This is a genomic window from Acinetobacter sp. FDAARGOS_515 (assembly GCF_003938865.1).
Lineage (GTDB): Bacteria > Pseudomonadota > Gammaproteobacteria > Pseudomonadales > Moraxellaceae > Acinetobacter > Acinetobacter ursingii.
Map to the genome: position 1 here is coordinate 2723661 of NZ_RKIX01000003.1, position 26264 is coordinate 2749924.

The 26264-nt window shown below is 39.4% G+C and carries 29 protein-coding genes and 1 other RNA gene; 14 read left to right on the forward strand and 16 right to left on the reverse strand.

Annotated elements, in window-relative coordinates; genetic code table 11:
* Nucleotides 1-107 precede the first annotated feature (107 nt).
* Nucleotides 108-992 (reverse strand): YbgF trimerization domain-containing protein, encoded by an 885-nt coding sequence (locus EGS47_RS14690; protein WP_119686671.1) that lies wholly within the window; start codon nt 990-992, stop codon nt 108-110.
* A gap of 376 nt (nt 993-1368) precedes the next feature.
* On the opposite strand from EGS47_RS14690, the gene ffs reads away from it, so the two are divergent.
* An RNA gene (gene ffs / locus EGS47_RS14695) (signal recognition particle sRNA small type) lies at nt 1369-1465 on the forward strand.
* A 10-nt stretch (nt 1466-1475) separates the two neighbouring features.
* Here ffs and EGS47_RS14700 read toward each other — a convergent pair.
* The 4 genes from EGS47_RS14700 to EGS47_RS14715 form a co-directional block, all read right to left on the reverse strand.
* Nucleotides 1476-1961 (reverse strand): regulatory protein RecX, encoded by a 486-nt coding sequence (locus tag EGS47_RS14700; protein WP_004998127.1) that lies wholly within the window; start codon nt 1959-1961, stop codon nt 1476-1478.
* Nucleotides 1962-2012: 51 nt separating this feature from the next.
* Nucleotides 2013-3059: a recombinase RecA gene (recA, locus tag EGS47_RS14705; protein WP_004998126.1), complete on the reverse strand. Its 1047-nt coding sequence runs from the start codon at nt 3057-3059 to the stop codon at nt 2013-2015.
* Nucleotides 3060-3218: 159 nt separating this feature from the next.
* Nucleotides 3219-3659, reverse strand: coding sequence for an RNA-binding S4 domain-containing protein (locus tag EGS47_RS14710; RefSeq protein ID WP_004987998.1), 441 nt, complete (start codon nt 3657-3659; stop codon nt 3219-3221).
* Entirely contained in the window at nt 3643-4350 is a 708-nt protein-coding gene (locus EGS47_RS14715) for an HAD-IA family hydrolase (protein ID WP_005004567.1), read from the reverse strand. Before EGS47_RS14715 ends, EGS47_RS14710 begins: the two co-directional genes overlap by 17 nt.
* A gap of 13 nt (nt 4351-4363) precedes the next feature.
* Here EGS47_RS14715 and EGS47_RS14720 point away from each other — a divergent pair, with 13 nt between their 5' ends.
* Together EGS47_RS14720 and EGS47_RS14725 are read left to right on the forward strand one after the other, a co-directional pair.
* The gene (locus EGS47_RS14720; RefSeq protein ID WP_005004565.1) at nt 4364-5224 is read left to right on the forward strand and encodes a 3'(2'),5'-bisphosphate nucleotidase CysQ family protein; all 861 of its coding nucleotides are present in this window, start codon (nt 4364-4366) and stop codon (nt 5222-5224) included.
* Nucleotides 5225-5283: 59 nt separating this feature from the next.
* The gene (locus EGS47_RS14725; protein WP_005004562.1) at nt 5284-6027 is read left to right on the forward strand and encodes a histidine phosphatase family protein; all 744 of its coding nucleotides are present in this window, start codon (nt 5284-5286) and stop codon (nt 6025-6027) included.
* Here the strand turns inward: EGS47_RS14725 and EGS47_RS14730 are convergent.
* Both EGS47_RS14730 and rpsT read right to left on the reverse strand, forming a co-directional pair.
* Nucleotides 6022-7014, reverse strand: coding sequence for an acyltransferase family protein (locus EGS47_RS14730; RefSeq protein WP_005004560.1), 993 nt, complete (start codon nt 7012-7014; stop codon nt 6022-6024). The genes EGS47_RS14725 and EGS47_RS14730 overlap by 6 nt on opposite strands.
* 79 nt (nt 7015-7093) lie before the next feature.
* Entirely contained in the window at nt 7094-7363 is a 270-nt protein-coding gene (gene rpsT, locus EGS47_RS14735; protein WP_004987979.1) for a 30S ribosomal protein S20, read from the reverse strand.
* Between the two features lie 209 nt (nt 7364-7572).
* Between rpsT and EGS47_RS14740 the strand changes: the two genes are divergently transcribed.
* The 4 genes from EGS47_RS14740 (at nt 7573) to EGS47_RS14755 (ending at nt 10670) form a co-directional block, all read left to right on the forward strand.
* On the forward strand, nt 7573-8238 hold the full coding sequence (locus tag EGS47_RS14740) for a hypothetical protein (protein WP_005004558.1): 666 nt from the start codon (nt 7573-7575) through the stop codon (nt 8236-8238).
* Between the two features lie 11 nt (nt 8239-8249).
* A complete protein-coding gene (gene rraA / locus EGS47_RS14745; RefSeq protein WP_005004556.1) occupies nt 8250-8762 on the forward strand; it encodes a ribonuclease E activity regulator RraA in 513 nt (170 codons plus the stop codon).
* 15 nt (nt 8763-8777) lie between these two features.
* Entirely contained in the window at nt 8778-9560 is a 783-nt protein-coding gene (locus EGS47_RS14750; protein ID WP_005004555.1) for a glutathione S-transferase N-terminal domain-containing protein, read from the forward strand.
* Nucleotides 9561-9728: 168 nt separating this feature from the next.
* Nucleotides 9729-10670: a Dyp-type peroxidase gene (locus EGS47_RS14755; RefSeq protein WP_004987972.1), complete on the forward strand. Its 942-nt coding sequence runs from the start codon at nt 9729-9731 to the stop codon at nt 10668-10670.
* Between the two features lie 185 nt (nt 10671-10855).
* Here EGS47_RS14755 and EGS47_RS14760 read toward each other — a convergent pair whose 3' ends face one another.
* From EGS47_RS14760 to EGS47_RS14780, 5 genes are all read right to left on the reverse strand, one after another.
* Entirely contained in the window at nt 10856-12526 is a 1671-nt protein-coding gene (locus tag EGS47_RS14760; RefSeq protein ID WP_004987969.1) for an FMN-binding glutamate synthase family protein, read from the reverse strand.
* A 114-nt stretch (nt 12527-12640) separates the two neighbouring features.
* Complete coding sequence (locus EGS47_RS14765; RefSeq protein ID WP_005004554.1) at nt 12641-13813, reverse strand: cupin domain-containing protein; 1173 nt, start codon at nt 13811-13813, stop codon at nt 12641-12643.
* Between the two features lie 103 nt (nt 13814-13916).
* Nucleotides 13917-14513: a Type 1 glutamine amidotransferase-like domain-containing protein gene (locus EGS47_RS14770; protein ID WP_005004551.1), complete on the reverse strand. Its 597-nt coding sequence runs from the start codon at nt 14511-14513 to the stop codon at nt 13917-13919.
* A 24-nt stretch (nt 14514-14537) separates the two neighbouring features.
* Nucleotides 14538-15131, reverse strand: coding sequence for a Maf family protein (locus EGS47_RS14775; RefSeq protein ID WP_005004549.1), 594 nt, complete (start codon nt 15129-15131; stop codon nt 14538-14540).
* Entirely contained in the window at nt 15131-15514 is a 384-nt protein-coding gene (locus tag EGS47_RS14780) for a DUF2237 family protein (RefSeq protein WP_004987958.1), read from the reverse strand. Before EGS47_RS14780 ends, EGS47_RS14775 begins: the two co-directional genes overlap by 1 nt.
* 138 nt (nt 15515-15652) lie before the next feature.
* Here EGS47_RS14780 and EGS47_RS14785 point away from each other — a divergent pair, with 138 nt between their 5' ends.
* The 4 genes from EGS47_RS14785 (at nt 15653) to EGS47_RS14800 (ending at nt 19365) form a co-directional block, all read left to right on the forward strand.
* Complete coding sequence (locus EGS47_RS14785) at nt 15653-16840, forward strand: phosphoglycerate kinase (protein ID WP_005004546.1); 1188 nt, start codon at nt 15653-15655, stop codon at nt 16838-16840.
* Between the two features lie 135 nt (nt 16841-16975).
* Nucleotides 16976-17263 carry a hypothetical protein gene (locus EGS47_RS14790; protein ID WP_051070639.1) on the forward strand — a complete coding sequence of 96 codons (288 nt, stop codon included), beginning with the start codon at nt 16976-16978 and terminating at the stop codon, nt 17261-17263.
* A 122-nt stretch (nt 17264-17385) separates the two neighbouring features.
* On the forward strand, nt 17386-18423 hold the full coding sequence (gene fba, locus EGS47_RS14795; protein WP_004987944.1) for a class II fructose-bisphosphate aldolase: 1038 nt from the start codon (nt 17386-17388) through the stop codon (nt 18421-18423).
* 87 nt (nt 18424-18510) lie between these two features.
* Nucleotides 18511-19365, forward strand: a complete 855-nt coding sequence (locus EGS47_RS14800; protein WP_125269756.1) for a DMT family transporter — start codon at nt 18511-18513, stop codon at nt 19363-19365.
* Between the two features lie 553 nt (nt 19366-19918).
* On the opposite strand, the gene nfsB is transcribed toward EGS47_RS14800, so the two are convergent.
* The 3 genes from nfsB to EGS47_RS14820 all read right to left on the reverse strand — a co-directional run bounded on the left by nfsB (nt 19919) and on the right by EGS47_RS14820 (nt 21934).
* Nucleotides 19919-20572 carry an oxygen-insensitive NAD(P)H nitroreductase gene (nfsB, locus tag EGS47_RS14810; protein WP_005004528.1) on the reverse strand — a complete coding sequence of 218 codons (654 nt, stop codon included), beginning with the start codon at nt 20570-20572 and terminating at the stop codon, nt 19919-19921.
* 114 nt (nt 20573-20686) lie between these two features.
* The gene (locus tag EGS47_RS14815) at nt 20687-21406 is read right to left on the reverse strand and encodes a UDP-2,3-diacylglucosamine diphosphatase (RefSeq protein ID WP_004987934.1); all 720 of its coding nucleotides are present in this window, start codon (nt 21404-21406) and stop codon (nt 20687-20689) included.
* 18 nt (nt 21407-21424) lie between these two features.
* Nucleotides 21425-21934 carry a peptidylprolyl isomerase gene (locus EGS47_RS14820; protein WP_004987932.1) on the reverse strand — a complete coding sequence of 170 codons (510 nt, stop codon included), beginning with the start codon at nt 21932-21934 and terminating at the stop codon, nt 21425-21427.
* Nucleotides 21935-22102: 168 nt separating this feature from the next.
* Here EGS47_RS14820 and EGS47_RS14825 point away from each other — a divergent pair, with 168 nt between their 5' ends.
* A complete protein-coding gene (locus EGS47_RS14825) occupies nt 22103-23830 on the forward strand; it encodes a glutamine--tRNA ligase/YqeY domain fusion protein (RefSeq protein WP_005004524.1) in 1728 nt (575 codons plus the stop codon).
* 150 nt (nt 23831-23980) lie between these two features.
* Entirely contained in the window at nt 23981-24751 is a 771-nt protein-coding gene (locus EGS47_RS14830; RefSeq protein ID WP_005004522.1) for a hypothetical protein, read from the forward strand.
* 16 nt (nt 24752-24767) lie between these two features.
* Here the strand turns inward: EGS47_RS14830 and EGS47_RS14835 are convergent, their stop codons facing one another.
* Nucleotides 24768-25298 carry a lecithin retinol acyltransferase family protein gene (locus tag EGS47_RS14835; RefSeq protein ID WP_005004519.1) on the reverse strand — a complete coding sequence of 177 codons (531 nt, stop codon included), beginning with the start codon at nt 25296-25298 and terminating at the stop codon, nt 24768-24770.
* A gap of 167 nt (nt 25299-25465) precedes the next feature.
* On the opposite strand from EGS47_RS14835, the gene EGS47_RS14840 reads away from it, so the two are divergent.
* Nucleotides 25466-26239: a phosphodiester glycosidase family protein gene (locus EGS47_RS14840; protein ID WP_005004518.1), complete on the forward strand. Its 774-nt coding sequence runs from the start codon at nt 25466-25468 to the stop codon at nt 26237-26239.
* Nucleotides 26240-26264: the final 25 nt, after the last annotated feature.

Here is a 26264-nt window from a genome sequence, read left to right on the forward strand (position 1 = left end):
AATACTCCATATATTGATGTTTATAACATCATTTGGGGAGCAAAATATCACTTATAAGTGTTGTTCAAATTTCCTGATCCACCTCTCTTTTTCGTTTTTAAGTGATGCTATTTTTTAACAAAACCGGCTTCTTCAGATTGAGGGTAGCTGGCAAGAAGTTTGTTTTTGTATTGTGTAGCTACAGCTGCTTTGTGATCTACATCTTTGGCAATGCTATATAACTGATATAAAGAGCGTGGTGCTTTACTTGATGTTGGATATTTATCAGCGACGATCTGATAATTCTTTTTGGCTTGAGCATAATTGACAGGATCAGTTGCTAAATGAAACTCAGCCAGCCAAAAATAAGCATTTGGTGTGTAGATGCTATTCGGATGATTCTTAATAAAGTTTTCCATTGGTGCGATTGCTTTTTTAGCACCGCCTTGTTTATAGGCATCAAGCGCAACGGTATATGCTGCTTTGTCTAATTCTATTGAGTCTTTATTTTCTGACGATGCTGAATTTGTATTGCTTGTTGAGCTTACAGCAGGAACGGGCTGCCGATTCGTTTGAGCCACTGGTGCGACAGGTGTTTGTTGAGGAGTCGCATTTATAGGAGCTTGTGTATTCTCACTGGCTACTGGTGCGGCACCGTTTGCGTCAGTTGTTGCATTTTCATCAGTTGCAGCACTATCTGGATCTACTTTTTGATGGAGTAGCTCCAGACGTTGATCCAGATCAGTATAACGGTTAGCCAAATCTTTTTTTAGCTGATCAATCGAATGAGCTTGTTCTTCCAGTTGTCCGCGCAATGTACGGATATCATTTTCAAGTTGTTGATTTTTTTGCATCAACTGCCAGTTAAGATTGGTCGCGACAGGTTGATCATTTACAACTGACGTTGATCCAGAGTTAGATTGGCTTAATCCACGGGATTCAATCGGAACATTGGCGTAAATAGAAGAACCACAAAGTAGGGTAATCGCGAATAAAGAATGCTTTTTTAGCATAAGCCACAATCCATAATTTTAAATAGAACGTCAAGCAGTTGTTTTTTATTCATTCAGTCATAAAAAACAAATTGAAAGCAAATGCCATTAAAAACACCCCGCCATAGAATTGCAATAAGTAATTACAATATTTTAGCATTTTCATTTTTGATGCTGTTTGACAAAATTAATTTCACTCAAGAAATAAAGCGATGAAATGGTATTGGCTTTGAGTTTGAAAAGAATGCTTTTATAGCCACATAGAAAGATGAAAAATAAACAAATCCTTAAATTTGTTGATGATTTAGTCAATTGAAACGAAAACCGCAGGAAAATTTGAGATAGCACTTGCAACACATTTAAAAATCTCTATACTCTGTTCTTGCAATGGTAGCCCTGCTGGTGGCTTCGCAATTGTACTCTGTGAACCCCGCCAGGACCGGAAGGTAGCAACGGTAGCAGATCTATGATGTGCCGAGGTTTTGCTAGTAGGGTTACCACCAGTTACTCTTCTTCAGTCGTTCGACTAATCGCTTTCATAATCACATTCATATCAAAACCGCGATATTGCAAAAATCGAATTTGTTTGGCTTTTTGTTTCGGATCTTTTTCTATCTGAGTTCCAAATTTCTTAACTTTTAGCTGATAAGCCTGCTCAAACCAATCAACGTCCTGAATATCTTCTAAAATTAAATTGCTATCCAGTTGTTTGTGCTTGAGTGCCTGTTTAATTCGATTTGGGCCTTTGCCTTTGCGTATTTGGCTAGACAACACCATTTCAGCCACACGTTGATCGCTCTGGTATTGCCGTTCTGATAGCTCCTCAACCAAGGCTAGAACTTCATCACGATCCTGCGCATATAGACTAAGTTTTTCGATCAACTCTGCTTTTGCATATTCCTTACGTGTTAGCAGTGCAAAAGCGTAAGAACGCAAACGTGTGCCTGTAAGAAGCGGTTTATTTGCTTGATCATCTGAATTTGAATACATCAGGTCATTCCAAATGAAAAACGCCCCGCAGGGCGTTTGATGATAGCTGAATTAGCTTTCTAAAAAGTCAGGTTCTTCTTCTTCAACTTCAGTGCTATTTGCAACTGGCGTACTGGTCAGTAATTGATCGCGAATCTGTTTTTCAATTTCCTGCGCAATCGCGGGATTTTCTTCAAAATAACGAATCACGTTATTTTTACCCTGACCAATTTTGTTGCCTTGATAAGAATACCATGCACCTGCTTTTTGCACGATTTCCTGTTGCACCGCTAAATCCACGACTTCACCTAGTTGATTGGTGCCTTTACCATAAAGGATTTGGAAAAGTGCTTCTTTAAATGGAGGTGCCATTTTGTTTTTGACAACTTTGACTTTGGTTTCAGAACCAACAATCTCGTCACCTTCTTTGACCTGTCCAACACGACGAATATCTAAACGTACCGATGCATAGAACTTAAGTGCATTACCACCAGTCGTGGTTTCTGGACTACCGAACATGACGCCAATCTTCATACGAATCTGGTTAATGAAGATCACCATACAGTTCGAACGTTTGGCATTACCCGTGATTTTACGCAATGCCTGACTCATGAGACGAGCTTGTAAGCCCATGTGTGAGTCGCCCATTTCGCCTTCAATTTCAGCGCGAGGAGTCAGTGCCGCAACAGAGTCGACAACAATCAGATCAATTGCCCCTGAGCGCACTAGCATGTCCGCAATTTCAAGTGCCTGTTCACCATGGTCAGGCTGTGAAACCAATAGATTGTCGATGTCCACGCCAAGCTTACGTGCATATTGTGGATCAAGTGCATGTTCAGCATCGATAAACGCGCACGTACCGCCCGCTTTTTGACATTGAGCAATGGCTTGTAAGGTCATTGTGGTTTTACCTGATGATTCAGGACCATAAATCTCAACAATACGGCCTTTTGGCAAACCACCAATACCGAGTGCAATATCCAGTGTCAGTGAGCCTGTGGACACCGCTTCAACTGCTTGTACCGTGTTGTCACCTAAGCGCATCACTGTATTTTTACCAAATTGTTTTTCAATCTGGCTCAAGGCCGCGTTTAATGCCTTGCTTTTATTATCATCCATCTCACAACCTCAAAACTGTGTAATATCACTATCATTCAAAGTGGATGTATCGAATTTTAACCTCGTTCCACCTGTGTATAGTGACAGATTTATTTTTAATATTCCATGTCAAGATGATGTCAGTACGACATAATATGACGTGTATAAAAAGCCATTCAATTAATCATCATGATAAGACCATGACTGGTCAAATTGTTGATCATTTTCTTGTTTAAACTTGCTGATTTGTCGACGATCTTTTTTGGATGGACGATGATCAGGTCGCGCTAGATTATGCAATTTTCTTTGTGCTGCAATCAACTCCCGACGCGCTAAACTGACTTCTGTTTCTTCATATAATAATTGAGCCACAGGCGCAGGACCACGTGTTGCTGAGAGTGCTTTAATCACCACGGTTTTCTTTTCAAATCCTTGCATGATGGTAAGTTCCATTCCGACACGGATTTCTTTAGAAACTTTGACGCGTTCACTGTCATGGTGGACTTTACCACCTTCAATGGCGGCTTTGGCAATGGAGCGAGTTTTAAAAAAACGTGCGGCCCAAAGCCATTTATCGACTCGCATTGAGTCATTGGCATGTTGTTCAAGCTGTTTTGACATCAATATCCTTAACTTGAGATTGAGGTAAAAAAGAAATTAATTCCATTAAATGATGGATGGCAGGGTAGTCTAAACTGGACGAATCTCGCGCAGGTTTTAAACTGGAAGGCTGTGTAATCGTAATCAGTTGTTCGATTCCAAATTCTTTGGCGCCTTGGAGCACCTGTGCTGTGTCATCGACCAGAATCACCTGAGCTGGATCAAACGGGTGCAATTGTTGCAAAGCCTGCCAAAAGCCAATATCTTCTTTGGCATGGCCCAATTGCTGGCTACTGACCATGAGTTCAAAATAAGGGCGAAGTGCAACATTTTCAAGTTTAAGCTTTAAACTTGCCTGATCGGCATTGGTGACCAGCCAACAGCGATAACCTTGATCCTGAAGCTGTTGCAAAAGTTCAAAACAACCTAATCTCGGTTGAATCTTGTGTTGAAATTCCTGTTGTAATTTCAGGACATCTACGCCGACTTTTGCTGTCCAATAGTCTGATGAATACCAAGATAATGTATGCTTGTGCTGTTGGTAAAACTCAGATAAGGTCTCGTGACTTTGTTGCAAGGTACATTGATGAACTTGTGCATGACGTTCAGGCAGACATTGATTCCAGATAAAGTCATCAAAACTTAAGTCGAGTAGCGTGCCGTCCATATCAAATAGGACAATAGGTAAAGTTGAAGAATTACAATTTGGCATAACAGGATAATCTATGTTTATTAAAACTCATGCGCCACAAGATACATTGATTATGCAATTGTTACCTGTGTTGCAGCAAGCGAGTCAAATTCTCTTTGAAGAATACCAAAGTTATACCACAGGAAGCGAGTTCAATATTCATCAGAAAAGTGATCAATCACCTGTGACGCAGGCAGATTTAAGAGTTAATCATTTTTTAATGCAAGCCTTGGCTCAAGTTCAGCCTGTATATCCTGTGTTATCCGAAGAAAGTGATAATGTGGGTCGACACGAATGGTCAACCTGCTGGATGCTTGATCCTTTGGATGGAACCAAAGAGTTTATTCATAAACGCGATGAATTTACCATTAATTTAAGTTTAATTGAAAACTCGAAAACCAGTTTTTCGGTCATTGTCGTGCCTTGTGAACAACAAATGTATTTGGGTTATCTCGATGATCTCCCGTATAAATATCAGTTTAATCATGGACAATGGTGGCGTTATCAAAATGCCAAAAGCTCTCCATCTCAGACCTTACAAATTGGTTTAAGTCATAGCAGTAAAAATCCGAAGTATGCGCAATTCATTGGGTTTATTGAGCAACAGAATCATGCCGTAATTCGTCGTGAAGCAGGCAGCGCTTATAAATTTTGTATGATGCTTGAAGGTGAGATTGATCTTTATCCAAGATTTCATCCGACTTCGGAGTGGGATACCAGTGCAGGTCAGGGTTTACTAGAAAGTATTGGTGGTGGTTTAGTCTCATTACATGGGCGGCCATTTGAATATAACCAGCGTGATACGGTGCTCAATGCAGGCTTTTTAGCATTTACCACCCCAGAAATAAAAGATTTAGCATTAAATGCGCTAAAGCATGTGCAGATTACAGATTGAGAGTTTTAGCCTGCATGTTATAGTGAGCAGGTAATGAAAATGACAACATAAGATGATATATGGCACTTAAGCTATTACCTCCCAGTATGCTACAGGCGATTGATTTATTGCCTGATGGCAATGTTCCTGTGACACTTTTTACTCGGCATTCGATTCGTGAAATTGTCAATGGACAAGGCTTGGCAGGTTATGATTTACAACTTACTGAATCTGGTCGAGTATTGGCAGAGGAGTGGGGTGCCTGTTTGATTGAAAATACAGGTCGAATGATTCAGCACTGTATTTCAAGCCCGATTCAACGCTGTATTGACACAGCCGCATTGATGATTGAGGGAGCTGATCGGGTGACTCCCACCAGTAATACCCATACCATTGAGATTGTTGAGCAAGGCTTATTGGTTGAACCGGGTAGTTTTGTACTGGATATAAAAAAAGCCGCGCCTTATTTTCGAGAACAAGGTGCGCTAGGGTTTATTAATAGTTTTGTCAATAACGCCTTACCCGGAATGAAGCATCCGATCACGGGTGTATTTGATGTACTAGAGCTGATTTATAATACTCATCCAAATGCTTCAAATGGTTTAAGTCTGGCGGTAAGTCACGACACGATTATTGCTGCGATTGTTGCGGTGATTTCGGGTCGTAGTCAGATTGATAAAGAAGATTGGCCTGCAATGATGGAAGGCTTATTTGTCTGGTTTGAGGGCGATGACTTTCTGAATAGTCAATTGAAATGGATTTGGCGTGGCGAAGTACATCAGTTGAATGTCAGTGATTTTATTCAGCCAAATCAGCGTTTATAAAAACCGCTTATAAAAATATTGCATGAGTTTCAGTAAAAACTGGGTGATATGCATCGCAATGTATTGAATCGATCTGGACAAAAATCTCGCTTTTAAAATGACGCATAATAAGATGCTGATGATTAAACAAAATACCAGATTGGGCATCCAATTCGTTGAAGAGAATGTGATCAATTTAGTTAAGATAATGATAAAAAAACCGTGCAGTAAGTAAATGGCTAGAGTATTTTCACCCATGCTCCTCAAAATATCTGGGAGTTTGGATGCATACGCAAGTGAAGCAATTATTCCGCAACTTGCGATCATTAATAGCCATAAGCGCGTTAAAACTCCGTGAACAGCCTCTACTTGTAACTGTTGATAAGACAAACTTCCATATAACCAGTAAGGATTGGGGCTGAGTAAAGCCAGCAAAGTGATTGATATTATTATGCTTGCAGCCGCAATCCAGAGTGAATACTTGGTATTTTGTATGTAGTGTAAAAAAGATTTACCATAAAGTGCGCCAGCCACAAAAAATGGCAGGAACACAAAAATCCGTCCGATGGAAAACAGATAATTATTGAATGGAGATAGCCCGATACCTAAACTTGCGAAAATGGCAATAAGCAAAGGATAATGCGTTTTCAAGAGTAACGGTGTGATTAGACTCCAAGCCACCATTCCCCATAGATACCACAAAATCCAATACGGTTTGATCACCCAATTTAGCCAGTTTTGAGTGTGTTGCCAAAAGGATTCAAAGCAAAAATAAAGAATTTGAAACAACACTGCGAGTACAGCAAAAAATAAGACTTTTTCAAATAATTTATGATTTTTAAACAATAAGCCTGAGACAAAAATAAAAGCAGGCATGTGGAAACTGTAGATAAATGCAAGTAATGCGCTGTTTGGATCATTCCAGCCAATGAAACGTTCTAAGCAGTGACCCAATACTACCAGAAAGATGAGTAAACCTTTGACTTTGTCTAAATGGGGATTACGCATATAAAAGAAGGGATGAGCTTTAAATTTATTATTTTCATGGCAATAAAAAAAGCCCAGTAGGGCTTTCTTTATTTGCTGCTTAGTTAGAAGCTAATGCTTTAACTTGAGCGTTTAAACGGCTCTTATGACGAGCAGCTTTGTTTTTGTGGATGATGCCTTTATCAGCCATACGGTCGATGACAGGAACAGCTTTTTTATAAGCTTCTGTAGCAACAGCATAATCACCAGATGCGATTGCACTTACAGTACGTTTGATGTAAGTACGAACCATAGAACGCAAGCTTGCGTTGTGTTTACGCGCTTTAACGTTTTGACGCGCACGTTTTTTTGCCTGAGCAGAGTTTGCCACTCTTGCACTCCTTGAAATTTGATTGGTCTGGGCGGGCTGAAGTTTCACTGGTTATAGTTAAAACTATCACCAGCCCGTAAACAAGTGCCATATTTTGATGAATTGGTGCGGCTAAGTCAAGTCTTGAGACGTTTTTGCAACGTTTTTGATGGTGATAAATTTTCAGGAACAGGCTAAATTAAAGCGAAAATAAGTAGGCTGGTTAAAATATGACAAATATGAACAAAAAAGCATTGGTGATTGGTGCGACTGGATTGGTCGGAAAAGCATTGGTAAAACAATTACAAGCAGCGTCAGAGTTTGAATCTGTCACTGTGGTGGTGCGAAAAGAGTTAGATGAATTTAAAGTATTTTCCAAAGTCAGTCAGTTTGTACTCGAAGACTTTTTGTTACTCAATGATCAGGATGTCAGTGGCTATACACATGCTTTTAGTTGTTTGGGATCGACCATTAAAAAAGCAGGCTCTAAACAAAAATTTTATGCGATTGATTATGAAATCAATGCACATTTTGCAGATTTACTGCAAGATAAAGAAACACATTTGCTTTTGGTGAGTGCGATGGGTGCAAATTCATCTTCAATATTCTTTTATAATCGGGTCAAAGGGCTGCTTGAAGATTATTTGAAGACACTCACACTCAACAAACTTTCAATCTTTCATCCTTCTTTATTGATTGGTGAGCGAGATGAGCAAAGACTTCTCGAAGGCGCGGCACAGAAGATATTTTTGCTGCTCAAAGACACCATTAAAAAACCATTGATGTATAAGCCTGTGACTGTGGAGCAATTGGCGCATATCATGATCATCGCTGCAAATACACAAATGGAATGCTTTAAAATTTATGATAATTTAGCCATACAAACTACTTCATAATGGAGAACAACATGAGTCTAGTGCCTTTCGTAACTTGTGATTTACTTGATGATCATCCTGATAAAGACATTCAGGTTGTAACCCCTTCACTGGATGGACGTTTTTTTAAGAGTTACGGCGCACGTAAAACATTTGGTGGTCAAATTGTGACAGTAAAATGTTTTGAAGATAATTCACGTGTTAAAGAGTTGCTGGCAACGGACGGAACAGGAAAAGTGCTGGTGGTAGATGGCGGTGCGTCGATGCGCTGTGCTTTGATGGGCGATATGATTGCTGAGTCAGCGGTAAAAAATCACTGGAACGGTGTGGTCATCTATGGCTGTGTACGTGATGTTGATGCGATTGCTGAGCTGGATTTGGGCGTACATGCATTGGCTGCAATTCCACAAAAAAGTCACCGCAAAGGCATAGGCGAAGTTGATGTAAATCTTTATTTTGGTGGCGTAGCATTTAAGTCTGGCGACTTTATTTATGCGGATAACAATGGCATCGTGGTCGCTACAGAGCAACTCGTCAATTTATAATAATAGGATACCTTTATGGTGATTCATCAAATAAAAGTCTTGCAATCGCTTGCATCAAGTCTGGCAGAGGGCGGTCGTGGAGTTAGTGGTACGCCATTTCCAATTCAGCCTGCAAAACCACTTAAATTGTATGAGTTTGAAGGATCACCATTTTGCCGTCGTGTTCGAGAAGCGATTACCTTATTGAATCTTGATGTCGAAATTTATCCTTGTCCCAAAGGTGGACAAAAGTACCGTCAAATTGTGAAAGAAAAGGGAGGAAAATTACAATTTCCTTTTCTGATTGATGAAAATACAGGAGATCAGCTTTTTGAGTCTCAGGACATTATTCATCATCTTTTTAAATATTATGGGAAAACTGGAAAAACGCCAGCGAAATATAGCCATTATCCAAAAATCCCTGTGCCTGAGTTTGCCGGAACACTTCTAAACATGGCACGTGGAGTCTGGGTGGATAAGAAGATCGTTCATCGTGCTGCACCTGAACAATTGCTTGAGTTATGGAGTTTTGAAGCCAGTCCATACTCACGTATTGTTCGTGCGACGTTGACCGATTTAGAAATTCCTTACATTTTACATAATGTACCAAAGGAACGCTGGCAAGATATGGGACCTGCGGTCTTACGTTTAAAACCCGGTAAATATGAGCCTTTGGCGGGTGGCAAGCGTGAAAAAATGTTGCCTAAAATGCAAGGAAAGATGCAAGTGCCTTATTTGGTTGATCCCAATACAGGGATTAAATTGTTTGAATCCGCTCAAATTGTGAAATATCTAAAAAAACAATATGGCAAAGCATAAGTTACCTGAATCTATCAAACACGTATAACTTTAAAGCTATGCGTGTTTTTGTTTGTATTTTGCGCAAGCGAAATATTTTAAACGAAGTAGCTGCAAGCTTTTTTATACTTTTATATACAATATGTTAAATTAGTAGAAGAACAAAATGCTCAGACAAGGCAGAGGTTTATGACATTGACTCGAGTTCAGCCTGTTACCAGTCGTCCAGGTGAAAATGCTTTATTTATTGTATTGGGGCTGTCTTTAACAGATGGTGTAAAAGAAAAAGTAATCGATTTTGCTGCAAATTTTTCAGCATTAACCCGTAGTTTAAGAGCGCGTTATCCTGATGATAACTTTAATGCTGTTTTAGGCTTTAGTTCTAACGCATGGGATATGTTATTTGCGGGTCAGCCTAAACCACACGAATTAACCACTTTTAAAGAAATTAAAGGGCCCAAATATACGGCTGTTTCAACGCCCGGCGATTTATTTTTTCATATTCGCGCTGATCGTCAGGCCTTGTGCTATGAACTTGCCAGCATTATTCATGAGCAACTCAAAGATTTAACTCATCCTGTCGATGAAGTTCATGGTTTCCGTTATTTTGATGGTCGTGCCATTATTGGATTTGTAGATGGTACTGAAAATCCTGAGCCTGAAATTGCGGCTGAATATGCACTGGTAGCTACAGAAGATCCATTATTTACGGGTGGAAGCTATGCTTTTGTCCAAAAATATGTGCATGACATGGATAAATGGCGAAGCCTAAGTGATGAAGAACAGGAAAAAGTGATTGGTCGTAAAAAGTTTAATGATGTTGAACTGGGCGATGATGTAAAACCGGGTACAGCACATAATAATGTCAGCAAAGCCTATGATGATGAAGGCAATGAACTCAAAATTATGCGCGCCAATATGCCATTTTCTAATCCAAGTAAGGGTGAATATGGAACTTACTTTATTGGTTATGCCAATAAATTTAGTACGACTCGTCAAATGTTAGAGCATATGTTTCAAGGCAACGCTGAAGGGCATTTAGATCGTTTACTAGATTTTAGTACTGCACAAACGGGAACATTATTCTTCGTTCCTACAGTCGATTTTCTGGATGATTTAGGCGATGAATAACTAATTCATTGATACGTGTAAAAATAAAACCCAAGAGAGTCATCTTCTTGGGTTTTTAATTAAGGCTTTTAATCAGGGTGGTTAAATAGACTTCTTTCCTCATTGTTTAAAGCCTCTTTATTTTCTCCCATAAGGAGAAATAAAAGGGACTTATGAAAGAAGTCTAATATTTAATCAGCTAAACATTAAAATCGTTCAGCCATGGCCATGTTCCACATCCGATAATAAAAGTTTTCATCATCTTTTTCATGGCAGTCTAAAAGTTCACCGCCTTTAAAGAAAAAGTGCAATTGCGCGTAGTTCTTAATTTCACGATCATTCAAGCGTTGTGCCAAATGATGCGCCTTAATTTCCGAAGGATGCTGCAAACCTGCTGCTGCAATCATCTCAGAGAGTGCATGCAGTGTATTTTTTTGGAAATGAAATACACGATCGGCTTTTGTTGGAACATCAATCGCTTTTTGGCGGTCTTTATCTTGGGTCGCGACACCAACTGGACATTGATTGGTATGACAGCTTTGCGCTTGAATACAACCTACTGCAAACATAAAGCCGCGTGCAGAATTGACCCAATCTGCACCCAATGCAAAGGTACTTGCAATATCAAAAGCACTAATAATCTTACCACTGGCACCTAATTTAATCTGATCTCGTAAACCTGCTCCAATTAAAGTGTTATGCACAAACTGTAAGCCTTCACGCAGCGGTGTTCCGATAAAATCACTAAATTCGACAGGCGCAGCTCCCGTACCACCTTCAGAGCCATCCACCACGATAAAATCTGGAATAATTTGGGTAGCAAGCATGGCTTTGACAATGCCCATAAATTGCCATGGCTGACCAATACACAGTTTAAAACCGACAGGTTTTCCACCTGAGAGTTCACGTAATTGCTGAATAAAATGCATCATCTCGATTGGCGTGTTAAACGCAGAATGCTTTGGTGGAGAAATACAATCGCGGTCGCGCGGAACTCCCCGAATTTCAGCAATTTCCTCAGTGATTTTATTCTTCGGCAAGATTCCGCCGTGTCCCGGTTTAGCGCCTTGCGAAAGTTTGATCTCAATCATTTTGATTTGCGGAAGTGCAGCCTGTTTTTTAAATTTTTCAGGATCAAATTTTCCGTCCAGTGTGCGGCAACCAAAATAACCACTGGCAATTTCCCAGACGATATCGCCGCCATTTTCCAAATGATAAGGACTTAAACTACCTTCGCCCGTGTCATGATAAAAATTTCCCATTTTTGCACCTTTATTCAGCGCACGGATCGCATTGGCACTCAAGCTACCAAAGCTCATGGCTGAAATATTCATGATCGATGCGCTATAAGGCTGCGTACACTGGTGATTGCCAATTTCAATCCGAAATGTCTTAGGATCAGCAGGTTCACATGGGGTGATTGAATGTACCATGAAGCGATAATCATCTTGATAGACATTGATGATAGAACCAAAAGGTTTGTCAGCATTTTCATTTTTGGCGCGTTGATACACTAAACTGCGCTGCATGCGTGAGAAAGGCAGGGCATCCTGATCAGATTCAATAAAATATTGGCGGATTTCAGGACGGAAATCTTCAAAGAAAAACCGAAAATGCCCCATGATCGGGTAGTTTCTTAAAATAGAATGTTTATTTTGTAAAACATCATAAAGCCCCAGCAGGCTGAGTAAACCTGTAATGAGCCACAATCCATTTAGAAAAGTATCAGAAACAAAATAATAAATATAATGCGGCGCATAAGAGATGCGAAACCAACTAATGCTGATGGCAACAATAATGCACAGGAACCAGACTGAATGCCGTGAAAAAAAAGTATTTAAAAACTTATGTCGAATACTTTGGGTGAGATTGGCCATTAAAACAATATTCCTTTTTTATTGTCATCTAAATTAGCCAACAAGCCAGCTTAAGCTCAAGTAATGAATTGTTAGAGCTGAGAATTATTCTAAACTCCCAGCTCAAAAAATAACTTACTCTGTTTCTTCTTCGGGTGGTAGCAACATTAAAACCGAGTCATTGAGTAATTGGGTAATATCCTCAAGTATCTCTTGTTGATTCAAAGATTGATCAAAATTCAGAATTTCACCGTCGGCCAATCGTTTTAAGCTTTGTTGAAAGACTTCTGAAATACAGCATTCTTCACCATTTGCCCAAAAAAGTAACTGTCCATCTTCTTCAGTATATAAAAGCCGTGAAGCGGGTTCCAGTCGCAGCTCATATCCAGTATCCAGAATCTCAAGCAAATCATCTGTTTCAATTTCATCTGCTTCTGGAATATTGTCAGGATATTTAGGTTCAGACATCAGCGACATCAGCGCATGTTCAAAGTCACTGGAATGTTGTAATTGCTCCAGTACTTTGGCTTTGAGATAAGCCAGCTCATTTGCCGTGATTTCTCCAATAGCAGAGCTTTGATCGCGAACAATATCCAATAATGGATTTTTTAATAAACTATTATCGGCAAATTTGTCACTGACACGATCCATCATGGTCGCGATATTTGGCATGCGAAAACCAAAGGAAAAGGTTAAACAATCATCCTCTGCGACACCGTAATGTGACAAACCGGGCGGCACATAGAGTAAATCGCCTGGAGCCAACACTTCATCAAAATCAATTTCCATCTCTGGAAGGAGTTTTAACGGCTGATTTGGCACAAACTCAGTTGAAGCATCACACATTTGCCCGAGTTGCCAACGACGATGACCATAACCTTGAACTAGGAAAACATCATAAAAGTCAAAATGTTGGCCTACAGAACCGCCTTTCGGGGCATAAGACACCATAATGTCATCACGTCGCCATTGGGGAATAAATGGAAACTTGTTCCAGAGTTCTGCCAGATCAAAAGAATAGTGATCGACCGCCTGAACCAATAAAGTCCACAGTTTTGGCATCTTCTGAAAATCACCTTTGATCAATGGAGAAGACTTGACAGTCCATTGATTTGGGTCTTTATCTTTTTGTTTGAGTAGACGCGCAGAAACGGTTTCTTCTAAAGCCAGTTCTTTAACATCATCAGGCTCAAGAATATGGATAATTTCTGGCATAGCATTACGAACCAGTAATGGTTTTTTTTGCCAGTATTCAGTTAAAAATTGTTCTGCGGTAATTCTGCCTAAGACATCAAGAGATTTGGACATAACACAAAAACCAAAATATTTTGTATATTGTTCAATAATCGTTATCAAGTTACAAGATGATGCAAGATTGAGCGGGTAAACAGATATCAATTTTTTAAAGTATTTATTGGTCGTCAACGATAATAAATTGATCGTTATCTATTGGTTTTATGCTTAATTGTGAAAAATAGTTGGTGTAAATTTGATGAGCAACCTCAATAAAAGGTTCATTGTTGAAATGAGGAAGCGGATAGAAATCGATTAAATTCAAGCCTTGTGTATCACTAAGCTGTGGTGCTTTTTTTATATCATCCATCAACTGGATATAATCAATATCTGGGGCTAAAACAATACTACCCGCCGAACTTCCAATATAGGGTTTTCCTCGATTAATCCAATCAGAGATAAGCTGATCTGCACCCGTACGTCTCAGCTCTTGCAACAAATAAAATGTATTGCCTCCAGAGATAAAGATGTAGTCACTTTCTGACAATATGGTTTTCATTGATTCAAATGTAGAACAACTTATATCAAGTTCGTTAATATTTAAACCTAAGTTTTTGAAGGCAAGTCTGTCATTTTCAACGTATCCACGATAGTCTTCGACCAAAGATGCGGTTGCAATAAATGCGACAGATCTATCCTGTAATGATTCATTTAAAAAGACAGCTAAATGTGATGAAACATCAGCAAATGACGCAGCTAAAAATATTTTTTTCATGATTCGTTCCCATTTTAGTTAAAGTTATGGAATCACAATATTTAATTGCCTCAAATAATAGCATAGCTGAATTAAAGGTAGTCCCATCAGTGTCGTTTGATCATTTCCCGACATGGATTCAAATAAACTAATGCCCAAACCTTCGCAGCGAAAACTTCCTGCACATTGCAAAGGCTGTTCAATCGCGACATAACGCTGAATTTCATCCAGTGTAAGCTCACGAAATTTAACCTGATAATGTTCAACCAGTGTTTTTTCAAAACCACTTTGCGCATGTTGAATACTAAGCCCTGTACTAAAACATACCGTTTGACCTGAATTCGCTATAAGTTGCTGAACAGCATTTTCAGGGGTTAATGGCTTACCAATAAAATCGAGTGGGGCATGGGTTCGCCAGGCCACTTGGTCAGAACCGATTACAATCGCATCTGGATATTGTTCTGCAATCACTTTAGCCTTTTCAAAAGACAACCGTCGTGCAAGCGCATCGGCATGCGTTTCGCCTTTTGCTGATTCATCAATATCTGGTGAAATACAGCGATAAACAACACCTAGCCGATCCATTAGCGCTTTACGTGTTTGGCTACCAGAGGCCAATATAAGTTCAGAATGACTCATTAAACCGCGTATTCCATCAGGACATCTAAAGGCACATAGCTTAAAACCGATTGATGACATGCTTGTAACTTAATCGGCGGTGCAAAACCTGCCTGATAGGCTTCGACCCAGCGGGTCACACAAATACACCAAAAATCACCTGGCTTCACCCCAGGGAAATCCACTTCTGGAAGTGGCGTAGTCAGATCATTGCCCACTTTTTGTGAGTAACTTAAAAACTCTGAAGTCATTTCTGCACATACGGTATGTTGCCCAAGATCACTCACCGCAGTATGGCAAAAACCATTACGAAAATATCCTGTTATCGGATCAAAACAACAGCTTGCAAGTGGTTCGCCTAAAACATTCAAGCGATTAATTTTTGGATCTGGATGAATAGACATAGGCCTTCGTCATAAAAACAACTGAACCTATCATAATCAAAAGTTTATCTTTCTACAGCTTTTCTACAAAAAAACTAACTTTTTTTAGTGCAATCATTTAAAATTGGCGCGTTTTTAAATCTATAAAGAGAGCAATACATGAATTTTCAGCGCATGACTGACCTAGATTTAGCAGGCAAACGTGTCCTTATTCGTGAAGATTTAAACGTGCCTGTCAAAAATGGGGAAATTACCAGCGATGCACGTTTACGTGCTGCATTACCAACGATTCAGGCTGCTTTAGAAAAAGGCGCTGCGGTCATGGTGTTCTCTCATCTAGGCCGTCCAGTGGAAGGTGAGCCAAAACCAGAACAATCTCTTGCACCCGTTGCAGCATATTTAAGCAAAGCATTGGGTCAAGAAGTAAAACTCCATACAGACTATCTAGATGGCGTTGACGTCGATGCGGGTCAGGTGGTTTTATTTGAAAATGTACGTTTTAACCACGGCGAAAAGAAAAACAACGCAGAATTGGCACAAAAATACGCTGCGCTTTGTGATGTATTTGTGATGGATGCATTTGGTACTGCACACCGTGCAGAAGCCTCAACCGAAGGTGCAGCACGTTACGCAAAAGTAGCTGCGGCAGGGCCCTTACTTGCAGCTGAATTAGATGCTTTGGGTCGCGCACTTCAAACTCCTGAAAAGCCAATGGTTGCAATTGTTGCAGGTTCTAAAGTTTCAACCAAACTGGATGTTTTAACTTCGCTTTCTGATATTTGCGGTCAATTGATTGTCGGTGGTGGGATTGCCAATACCTTCTTGGCAGCCGCTGGTTTCAATGTAGGCAAATCATTGTGCGAAAATGATCTAATCGATACAGCCAAAGCAATCGCAGCCAAAGTATCGGTTCCACTTCCAACGGATGTGGTGGTCGCTGATGTAGCAGAAATTGATTTTTCTGACTTCCTCGGTTCATTAGCAAAAGCAAAAGCCGTTGTGAAGAAGGTTGAAGATATTGCAGACAATGACATGATTTTAGATGTTGGTCCTGAAACGGCAAAAGCATTTGCTGAAATCTTAAAAACGGCTAAAACCATTCTTTGGAATGGCCCAGTGGGCGTATTTGAAGTCGATCAGTTTGGTGAAGGAACCAAAATACTGTCATTGGCAATTGCTGAATCTGAAGGATTCTCTATCGCAGGTGGCGGTGATACCTTGGCTGCAATTGATAAGTATGAAGTTGCAGATAAAATTGGTTATATCTCCACAGGCGGTGGCGCTTTCCTTGAATTTGTTGAAGGTAAAACCTTGCCCGCAGTCGCTGTCTTGCTTGAACGTGCTTAAGTACATATAGATTTACTGTCATAAATTTGAAACAGGTCGATTGATATCGGCCTGTTTTTTCATTTTAGATTCATATAACTGTCATATAGTTGCAATAAACTAAACGCGCTTAGTAATCAGTTGTGAGAAAACATGATGAAATTGAAATTAGTTTTAGCTGCAATCGTTGTTATCCCTTTAACTTTAACGGCTTGTGCTAAAAAAAATGATGCACCTGCATCGCATGAAGGTCAAGCTGCACCTGTTGAAGAAAAAGTCACCCCAGAACAACAAGCGGCTATTGATGCACTCGACAAACCTATGATGGATGAAAAAAATACAGATATTCCTGAATCTGTTGCTAATGCTCCTGCGGATGCTGCAACACCAGCAACGGAAGAAGAAGCAGCCGCTGTTGAACAAAAACAAGACAAAGCACAGTAAGTTATGTAGGCTTTTGTTAAAAGTCCCTGCCTATGCAGGGATTTTTTTTGAAATCCTGTGATTTGTTGCTGATTTGAAACAAATGACAAGGTAGAATATGTCGCACTACCTGGGAGGATATTATGGCACTTATTTCATTGCGCCAGCTCTTGGATCACGCCGCAGAACATACCTATGGCGTACCAGCGTTTAACGTAAACAACTTAGAACAAATGCGCGCAATCATGTTGGCCGCGGATGCAACCAATTCACCTGTTATTGTGCAAGCTTCGGCAGGTGCGCGTAAATACGCAGGTGCACCATTCTTGCGTCATCTTATTTTGGCAGCAGTTGAAGAATGGCCACACATTCCAGTGGTGATGCATCAGGATCATGGTACAAGCCCAGATGTCTGCCAACGTTCTATTCAGTTGGGCTTTAGCTCGGTGATGATGGACGGTTCATTGGGTTCAGATGGTAAAACCCCAATGGATTATGACTACAACGTCGATGTCACTCGCCGTGTGGTACAAATGGCACATGCTTGTGGTGTATCCGTAGAAGGTGAAATCGGCTGTTTAGGTAGTCTTGAGACTGGTTTGGCTGGTGAAGAAGATGGTGTGGGTGCGGAAGGTGTCCTTGATCATTCTCAGCTTTTGACTTCTGTTGAAGAAGCAACACAATTTGTTGCAGATACCAATGTCGATGCTCTAGCAATTGCAGTGGGGACTTCACACGGTGCATACAAGTTTACTCGTCCACCGACAGGCGATATTCTTGCGATTGATCGTATTAAAGAAATCCATGCTGCACTACCAAATACACATTTGGTGATGCATGGTTCTAGCTCTGTACCTCAGGAATGGTTAAAAATCATTAATGAATACGGTGGTAATATCGGGGAAACTTATGGTGTACCAGTTGATCAGCTTGTAGAAGCGATCAAGCACGGTGTACGTAAGATCAATATTGATACCGATTTACGTTTAGCTTCGACTGGTGCAATTCGTCGCTTTATGGCGGAAAATCCAGCCGAATTTGATCCACGTAAATACTTCGCTAAAACAGTTGATGCAATGAAACAAATTTGTATCGATCGTTACGAAGCATTTGGTACAGCGGGTAATGCAGATAAGATTCGTCCAATTTCTTTGGAAGTCATGGTCGATCGTTATAAATAATTGATCATTTAATGATTCGATTCTGAAAAAAGCCCATACGTGGGCTTTTCTTTTATCCACAAAAAGATAAAACCACGAGAGAGCAAGATGGAATTAATTGCATTATCAGCATTATGTAGTGTCTCTGTTTCTATTTTACTGAAATGGCTAAAAGAAAAAGGATTTGAGCCGATTCAGATAATTGTCTGGAACTACCTCAGTGCAAGTCTACTTTGCTTTTTCTGGTTTAAGCCTGATCTGAGTCATTTATCTTTACAGCATACGCCGTGGTGGTTAATTATTATCTTAGGTTTAATTTTACCCAGTATATTTTTATGTTTGGCAAAATCTCTACAATTTGCAGGAATTATAAAAACAGAACTGGCACAGCGTTTATCCGTGGTATGGTCTTTATTGGCTGCATATTTTATTTTTCATGAAAATTTTAATACCTTAAAATTTGTGGGTATTGGTTTAGGTTTAGCCGCAGTTTTAAGTATTATTTTGGCAAAAGGGAAAACCCAAAATTCCAGTCATTATCATAAATCGATCATGGCTTTAATCGGCGTATGGTTAGGTTATGCGCTGGTCGATATTCTGCTTAAATATACCAGTAGTTTAGGTCTACAGTTTTCAGTCACGTTAAATTTGATTTTTATTATATCATTTATATTTTCATGTATTTATGTGGGTTTTATCTTAAAACAGCCATGGCTGACCAAGAATATGATGGCTGGTTTAGTCTTAGGTGTTTTAAACTTCAGTAATATTGCGCTATACGTTAAAGCACATATGTTGTTGAAAGATTCTCCTGCGATTGTTTTTGCTGGCATGAATATTTTAGTCGTGGTATTTGGTATTGTAAGTGGTTTGATTCTATTTAGAGAGAAAAGCAACTGGATGACTGTGCTAGGTTTGGTTTTAGGAATTACTGGTGTGGTTTGTTTAGCGCAAGCAATGTAATAATCTCATATTTTTCTTGCAAACCATTTTAAACAAATGCAGTAGAAAAGTGCAGGAACAATAGACTTTTTTCATAAGCTCTTTTTATTTCTCCCTATGGGAGAAAAATAAAGAGGGTACAAACAATTATGAAAGAAGTCTACTAGTCAGTAAAATGGTGGAAAAGAGACTATACATTTTCCACCACGGATCTGGAATGCTCGCTGCATGCAAGAAGTTGATAAATAAAAGGGCGTAGCCACAATGAAAACACTGATTAAAATCGTCAATAAGTTCAAAAAATAATAATGATTTAAAATAACGGAAATCAAAAAAGCAATCGGTGCGCCGATAATACAATAAATGAAGTAAACAATCATTGTACCCATCAAAAAAAATCCAATATTTTGTAGTGTATATGGAGAGTTGACTGAAGTAAAATAAATGAACAGAAAAACTAAAAGTAGAATTGGGATGATTATTTAATAATTTCAAGATGATATTTCATTATTATACATTTATTAAATGTCATCATCAGCATTTATGAAGCCAATGATGACGGAGTTATAAAATATTAAAGCTGAGTAAAAATGACTTCATCACTTAAACGCGATTTTGGTAATTTGGCATTAAAGTCAGTTTCACTTCGATAACCTAAGGCAACAACCACTGAAGCACGAAAGCCTTTTTCTGTTAAGCCAAACTCTTCATTTAGCACATCTTCATCAAAACCACCCATTGGTGTCGCGTCGATGCCTTCGAGTCCCGCTGCGAGGAGTAACTGGCCGAGGGCAATAAAAGTTTGATTTTCCATCCAACCAAACAGATTTTTTTGTTCGTTACGATAAAAATCGACATAACCTGCACGTGTTTCACGTTGACCTTGTTTGGCTTTTTCATCCTTAAAACGACCGTTGAGATCATCCTGTTCAAGCAGTTGTTCTAAATGTTCAGGTGTTGCATCAATAAGGGTACAAAATACAATCGTATGGGATGAATCCAAAACTTTTGGAGCATTGTAGGCATAGCGTCCAGTCAAGGCTTTAGCTACGCGTTGCTTCGCTTCTGTACTTTCAGCAATTAAAAAATGCCAAGGTTGAATATTGACTGAAGATGGGGTTAGGCGTAGAACTTCCAATAAACGCTCAAACTGTTCGCTCGGTATTTTTTTTGATGGATCATAAGCTTTGGTGGTATAGCGACTTTTTGCGGTATCTAATAAGTTCATGATCATTCACCTAATTTGTAAGGGATATACATAGCTGATGATCATAAATCGAAATTTAAACAGATGAAATATTTTTCAATAAAAATCAACGGAACAAAAAAGAATGAATAAAACTTAAGCGATTTGCCATTTGATAAAGTGTGGTTGTCCGTACTCATCGACTTCTAAAATCATGGCTTCACTGGTTTGTTCGCGCCAGTCGCCTAAAACAATTCTAAGTTTGTTTTCTACTGGATGAATTTCAGGACGATGCGTATGTCCATGAATTAGATAATTAATATTTTCTAAAGCTTCGATAACCGCCTGATCATTCACATCCATGATTTCATAAGATTTTTGTTGCTTATTTTCTCGACTTTTTTTGCGAAAGCCATTGGCGAGTTTTTGTCTAAAACTGAGTGGCGTTTTCTTTAAAAAAGCGACCAGATAAGGATTGCGAATAATCTTTTTAAATCGTTGATAGGCTACGTCATCAGTACATAAAGCATCACCGTGTTCGAGCCGATACTGCTGACCTGCAATTTCAAGCGTGTAAATATCTGGAAGTAAAATTCCATGAAATTGCTTTAAAAAATCCTGACCTAAGGCAAAATCACGATTGCCTACTTGGAAATAAATTTGATTACCTAAATCATCAAATTTTTTTAATGCATCAATAATTTCATCTAACCATGGGGCAGTATAGTCATCGCCAATCCATGCATTAAACCAATCACCTAAAATATAGAGTTGGGTATTTTTATTCTGATAATGGCGTAACAAATCTAAAAACCCCCGAATCAATCGAGGGTGTTCAGGTGACAAATGTAAATCTGAGATAAACAGATAAGTCACAAAAGATGCCGTTTAAAATTATTCAGAAATAATTTTAGCAGATTCAATCACAACATTTTCTAAAGGAACATCAGCGTGATAGCCACGGTTACCTGTACGAACATTTTTAATGTCGCTTACCACATCCATTCCTTCAACAACTTTACCAAACACAGCATAACCCCAACCTTGAGCTGTTTTGCCAGTATGGTTAAGGAATGAGTTGTTTTTCACATTAATGAAGAATTGAGCAGATGCAGAGTGAGGTGCTTGAGTACGCGCCATCGCAATAGTACCTTCGTCATTGCTTAGACCGTTATCCGCTTCGTTTTCAATTGAGTCACGAGTGGCTTTTTCTTTGAAGTTTTCATCCATGCCGCCGCCTTGGATCATAAAACCATCAATTACACGATGGAAAATTACACCATCATAGAAACCATCACGAACATATTCCAAGAAGTTAGCAACTGTTTTAGGCGCTTTTTCAGTGTTAAGCTCAAGAACAATACGACCTTTGTTGGTGTTTAATTCGACTTGAGGAAAACTCATTACATAATCTCCTAATCATGGACATGAAAGCCATGGGTTTTTTGGTTGAGAGAAGCATAAGCAAACTGTAAACTACATAGCAAGTAAAAAACGTAAATTTCTTTGTTAAAAAACAAAGATTGCGTTTCATTCAGTCAAATTTTAACTGTAAAGAAGTGAAATATTTATATGAAGCCAAATGATGTTGTTTCAACTGTGCCCAATTCTCCGACATCGAATACTCATGCATCTGTCGATTCTGCGCAGCAAGAACAACAGGCGGGCTTAGATTTTGTACGTCAGGTGATTACTGATGATTTAGCCAGTGGCAAAACTAAAACAGTGGTGACTCGTTTCCCGCCAGAGCCAAATGGTTATTTGCATATTGGTCACGTCAAAGCGATTTGTTTAAACTTTGGGGTTGCAGAAGAATTTGACGGGTATTGTAACCTGCGTTTTGACGATACCAACCCAGATGCAGAAGAACAAGAATATGTCGATGGTATTGAAAATGATGTGAAATGGCTTGGCTTCGAATGGCAAGGCGAGCCACGCTATGCGTCGGGATATTTTGATCAACTCTATGCGTGGGCAGTTCAATTGATTGAACAAGGCGATGCTTATGTCGATTTGCAAAGTCCTGAAGAAATTAAGCTGAATCGTGGCAATTTTGTTGAACTTGGCAAAAACTCGCCGTATCGCGATACAAGCATTGCTGAAAACCTTGCGCGTTTTGAAAAAATGCGTAATGGTGAGTTTAAAGAAGGTGAAGCTGTTCTTCGCGCCAAGATTGATATGACAAGTACCAATGTACATATGCGCGATCCGATTTTGTATCGTGTCTTGCATTCTGAACATCACCAAACGGGTGATAAATGGAAAATGTACCCGATGTATGATTATGCGCATCCATTGTCGGATGCAATTGAAGGAGTCACACATTCGCTGTGTACATTAGAGTTTCAGGATCACCGTCCGTTTTATGACTGGATCATTGAAAAAGTGCACTCTCAAGCTGTGCCACGTCAATACGAATCTTCTCGTTTAAATATTGATTACACCATCACCTCTAAGCGTAAATTACGCCGTTTAGTTGAAGGTGGTTATGTCAATGGTTGGAATGATCCACGTATGCCAACTGTGGTCGGAATGCGTCGTCGTGGCTTTACACCAGAAGGGCTGCGTGATTTTAGTCGCCGTGTTGGGGTGTCTAAAACTGATGGTATTGTCGATGTTGCCATGCTTGAGTTCTGTATTCGCCAGTCTTTGGAAAATACCGCAGCGCGTGGTATGGCTGTACTGAATCCACTTAAAGTCACCTTGACCAATTTACCAGAAGAACTGGATTTAAAACATGCGCGTCATCCAAATGTAGACATGGGTGAACGTGTGATTCCTTTGACACGCGAAATCTATATTGACCGTAAGGATTTTGAAGAAGTGCCGCCAAAAGGCTTTAAGCGTTTGGTTCCTGACGGAGAAGTGCGTTTACGCCATGCCTATGTCATTAAATGTGATGAAGTGATTAAGGATGCCAATGGTGAAGTGATTGAGTTGAAATGTTCAATTGATCCAGAAACTTTAGGTAAAAATCCAGAAGGCCGTAAGGTGAAAGGTGTGATTCATTGGGTTTCTGCAACTAAAGGTGTTCCTGCTGAAGTCCGTATTTATGAGCGTTTATTTACAGAAGCGGCTCCAGATGCAGATGATGACTTTTTGGCACATCTAAACCCTGAATCTTTAAACGTAGTACAGGCTTATATTGAACCTGCACTGGCTCAAGCAAAACCTGAAGATCGTTTCCAGTTTGAGCGCGAAGGTTATTTTGTGGCAGATCAATATGATCATACTTCAGCAAAACCTGTGTTTAACCGTATCTTAGATCTTAAAGATAGCTTTAAAGCTGAGAAAAAATAAGGCAATGCCTTATTTTTCGTCAGACCTCAAGTAGATGAACGCTAGTTTTTCATGATTTATGATGTTGTTAGTGCTAGATCGTGAAAAGTAATATTTATTTTTACAGTTCAATCAAGCCTCTACATGTAGAGGCTTTTTTATGGTTATCCAATGTTTATTGCAAAATTACTGATTGTTCCTTTTTTTATTCTTTTGGTGAGTCTAGCGGGGCGGCGCTGGGGAACTAAAGTCGCTGGTATATTAAGTGGGATGCCTGTGGTTGCAGGGCCAATCGTGGTACTCATGGCAATTGATCAAGGGATGGGATTCGGTTTAAATGCAGCGATAGCGGGTATTTCAGGTGTTGTGTCTTTACTAAGTTTTGGTATTGCCTATTGTTGGCTCAGTCGATCTTGTCACTGGAGTGTCTCGTTTCTGGGAGGTATCCTTGTATGGATAATTACAGCGACTTTACTGACTTTTTTACCACAGAATCTCTATGTGGTGAGTTTGGTGGCGATACTGGGGTTAATGCTTACTCCATTTCTTTTACCTGCATTGAGCACTATTGTTGTCCCTGCACGTCAGTTTAATGATTTACCTTTAAGAATGTTGGCTGGTGGTCTATTTACCCTAGTGGTTACGGCATTGGCTTATGTTCTCAGTAGTCAATGGAGTGGATTACTTGCGGTATTTCCCATTATTGGCTCCGTCATGGCTATTTTTACGCATATCATGCAGGGAAGTGGAGCCGTTACCATGCTTTATCATGGAACAGTGAGGGGGTTATATTCGTTAACAGTCTTCTTTATCGTTTTAGCTGCTGGCTGGGCATCTTTTGATTTTTGGCAAGTGGTTGCAGTGGGTGTTTTTATAGCGATTTTGGTTCAATTGGCTTTTTATGGTATCGCCCGAATATCAACAATTATGATCAAAACCTAATATCAGTATTGATCATTTATTCTTTATGATCTTGTTTATAAAACAAATAAGTGGGCATTTGCATTTTCGCTTTATCGCGCAATTTTTTCTTGATGTATAAAACCAGAGCAGAGCATGTGGTGGCAATGGTCAGGTAAAAACTATTCATATAACTCATCATTGAACTGATATAGCCCAATGTGGTGAGTCGATTCATCATTTTCACTACTTGAGGACTGCTTTCAATGCCCGTAATTGCCCAACTACATAAATGTTCGCAGTTATTAATGATCAAGTGATAATAATTTTCGTGCATACGCGAACGCATACGCCGTACCACGACACGTCCTTTATATTTTGGATGATGGTAATAACGGACATGGATTTTTTTTCCGTGAGAAAACTGTTCGAGCGTGGTGATCTCAATCGGTTTCTTTTTAAAAAGATGCGCCAATCCTGAATAATGGATGACACGTCCACGACCTGCGTAAATTCCGTGGTGGCTATAACCTAGATGTTTCACAATAAGATGAGAACCTATTGGAAACCGTTTGACCGAATGCTGCATATTCACCAGATCCAATAAAGTAAATCACTGTATTGTATTGCGATGATACAGAGCTGATTATAACCATTATAGTGTGAAAGTGTTCTATAAAAGTGCAAAAAAACTTACTTTGAGCCTATTTTACTTGGTATCGTGCTCAAATGATTCAGCCATAAAAGAGTAGTAAAATGTCGAAGTGGAGAAGCGTTTTAAAATCTGTGGTTGTTTTACCGGTTTTATCGACCTTGTTTACTCAATCAAATTACGCCAGTGAACGGTTTGATTATCAGAGAGTTCAGCTTACTCAAGCTGGCGTAGATGCCGATGTCATCCAAGTCAAAAAACTATCCGATCTTCAATTATTTTTAAATGACCCATCGCAGCAGCCTTTACTCAAATTTGAAAATATTAAAAAACAACTTCATTCTTGTCAGCGCTTAGAATTTGCGATGAATGCAGGCATGTATCATCCAGATTATGCGCCTGTTGGGTTGTATATTGAAAATCGGAAACAACTTACAGCATTGAATGAGCAACAAGGTTTTGGAAATTTCTTTATGCAGCCCAATGGTGTCGTGGCGTGGAATGATCAGCAGGCTGTGATTGAAACCACACAAGATTTTAAAACAAGTCGCTTTAAAGCTAATTATGCCACCCAATCTGGGCCAATGTTGATCATTGATGGAAAAATCAATCCAAAGTTTTTAGCTGATTCTGATTCGTTAAAAATTAGAAATGGTGTAGGGATCAAAGATAATACATTGTATTTTGTGATCACACGCAATCGCGTTAATTTTTATCAGTTTGCCCAGTTTTTTAAAGAACAATTAAAGATAGACAATGCGCTGTATTTGGATGGTTCAATCTCAAGTTTATATCTTCCTAAAATTTACCGAGAAGATCGTCGATATAGTTTGGGGCCGATGATTGGGTTAATTAATTCTAAAGTTTGCAGATCATAAAAAAACCGCCAATGGGCGGTTTCAT

What these genes read in the sequence shown, in the direction of transcription:
- EGS47_RS14770 (WP_005004551.1), bottom strand. Translation starts at nt 14,513, where the DNA reads ATGAAAAAAATATTTTTAGCTGCGTCATTTGCTGATGTTTCATCACAT.
- EGS47_RS14710 (WP_004987998.1), bottom strand. Translation starts at nt 3,659, where the DNA reads ATGTCAAAACAGCTTGAACAACATGCCAATGACTCAATGCGAGTCGAT.
- EGS47_RS14820 (WP_004987932.1), bottom strand. Translation starts at nt 21,934, where the DNA reads ATGAGTTTTCCTCAAGTCGAATTAAACACCAACAAAGGTCGTATTGTT.
- recA (WP_004998126.1), bottom strand. Translation starts at nt 3,059, where the DNA reads ATGGATGATAATAAAAGCAAGGCATTAAACGCGGCCTTGAGCCAGATT.
- EGS47_RS14700 (WP_004998127.1), bottom strand. Translation starts at nt 1,961, where the DNA reads ATGTATTCAAATTCAGATGATCAAGCAAATAAACCGCTTCTTACAGGC.
- EGS47_RS14780 (WP_004987958.1), bottom strand. Translation starts at nt 15,514, where the DNA reads ATGTCTATTCATCCAGATCCAAAAATTAATCGCTTGAATGTTTTAGGC.
- EGS47_RS14760 (WP_004987969.1), bottom strand. Translation starts at nt 12,526, where the DNA reads ATGGCCAATCTCACCCAAAGTATTCGACATAAGTTTTTAAATACTTTT.
- fba (WP_004987944.1), top strand. Translation starts at nt 17,386, where the DNA reads ATGGCACTTATTTCATTGCGCCAGCTCTTGGATCACGCCGCAGAACAT.
- rraA (WP_005004556.1), top strand. Translation starts at nt 8,250, where the DNA reads ATGAGTCTAGTGCCTTTCGTAACTTGTGATTTACTTGATGATCATCCT.
- EGS47_RS14835 (WP_005004519.1), bottom strand. Translation starts at nt 25,298, where the DNA reads ATGCAGCATTCGGTCAAACGGTTTCCAATAGGTTCTCATCTTATTGTG.
- EGS47_RS14750 (WP_005004555.1), top strand. Translation starts at nt 8,778, where the DNA reads ATGGTGATTCATCAAATAAAAGTCTTGCAATCGCTTGCATCAAGTCTG.
- EGS47_RS14740 (WP_005004558.1), top strand. Translation starts at nt 7,573, where the DNA reads ATGACAAATATGAACAAAAAAGCATTGGTGATTGGTGCGACTGGATTG.
- EGS47_RS14730 (WP_005004560.1), bottom strand. Translation starts at nt 7,014, where the DNA reads ATGCGTAATCCCCATTTAGACAAAGTCAAAGGTTTACTCATCTTTCTG.
- EGS47_RS14830 (WP_005004522.1), top strand. Translation starts at nt 23,981, where the DNA reads ATGTTTATTGCAAAATTACTGATTGTTCCTTTTTTTATTCTTTTGGTG.
- EGS47_RS14825 (WP_005004524.1), top strand. Translation starts at nt 22,103, where the DNA reads ATGAAGCCAAATGATGTTGTTTCAACTGTGCCCAATTCTCCGACATCG.
- EGS47_RS14765 (WP_005004554.1), bottom strand. Translation starts at nt 13,813, where the DNA reads ATGTCCAAATCTCTTGATGTCTTAGGCAGAATTACCGCAGAACAATTT.
- EGS47_RS14800 (WP_125269756.1), top strand. Translation starts at nt 18,511, where the DNA reads ATGGAATTAATTGCATTATCAGCATTATGTAGTGTCTCTGTTTCTATT.
- EGS47_RS14755 (WP_004987972.1), top strand. Translation starts at nt 9,729, where the DNA reads ATGACATTGACTCGAGTTCAGCCTGTTACCAGTCGTCCAGGTGAAAAT.
- EGS47_RS14715 (WP_005004567.1), bottom strand. Translation starts at nt 4,350, where the DNA reads ATGCCAAATTGTAATTCTTCAACTTTACCTATTGTCCTATTTGATATG.
- EGS47_RS14690 (WP_119686671.1), bottom strand. Translation starts at nt 992, where the DNA reads ATGCTAAAAAAGCATTCTTTATTCGCGATTACCCTACTTTGTGGTTCT.
- EGS47_RS14720 (WP_005004565.1), top strand. Translation starts at nt 4,364, where the DNA reads ATGTTTATTAAAACTCATGCGCCACAAGATACATTGATTATGCAATTG.
- EGS47_RS14790 (WP_051070639.1), top strand. Translation starts at nt 16,976, where the DNA reads ATGAAATTGAAATTAGTTTTAGCTGCAATCGTTGTTATCCCTTTAACT.
- EGS47_RS14785 (WP_005004546.1), top strand. Translation starts at nt 15,653, where the DNA reads ATGAATTTTCAGCGCATGACTGACCTAGATTTAGCAGGCAAACGTGTC.
- EGS47_RS14775 (WP_005004549.1), bottom strand. Translation starts at nt 15,131, where the DNA reads ATGAGTCATTCTGAACTTATATTGGCCTCTGGTAGCCAAACACGTAAA.
- EGS47_RS14725 (WP_005004562.1), top strand. Translation starts at nt 5,284, where the DNA reads ATGGCACTTAAGCTATTACCTCCCAGTATGCTACAGGCGATTGATTTA.
- nfsB (WP_005004528.1), bottom strand. Translation starts at nt 20,572, where the DNA reads ATGAACTTATTAGATACCGCAAAAAGTCGCTATACCACCAAAGCTTAT.
- EGS47_RS14840 (WP_005004518.1), top strand. Translation starts at nt 25,466, where the DNA reads ATGTCGAAGTGGAGAAGCGTTTTAAAATCTGTGGTTGTTTTACCGGTT.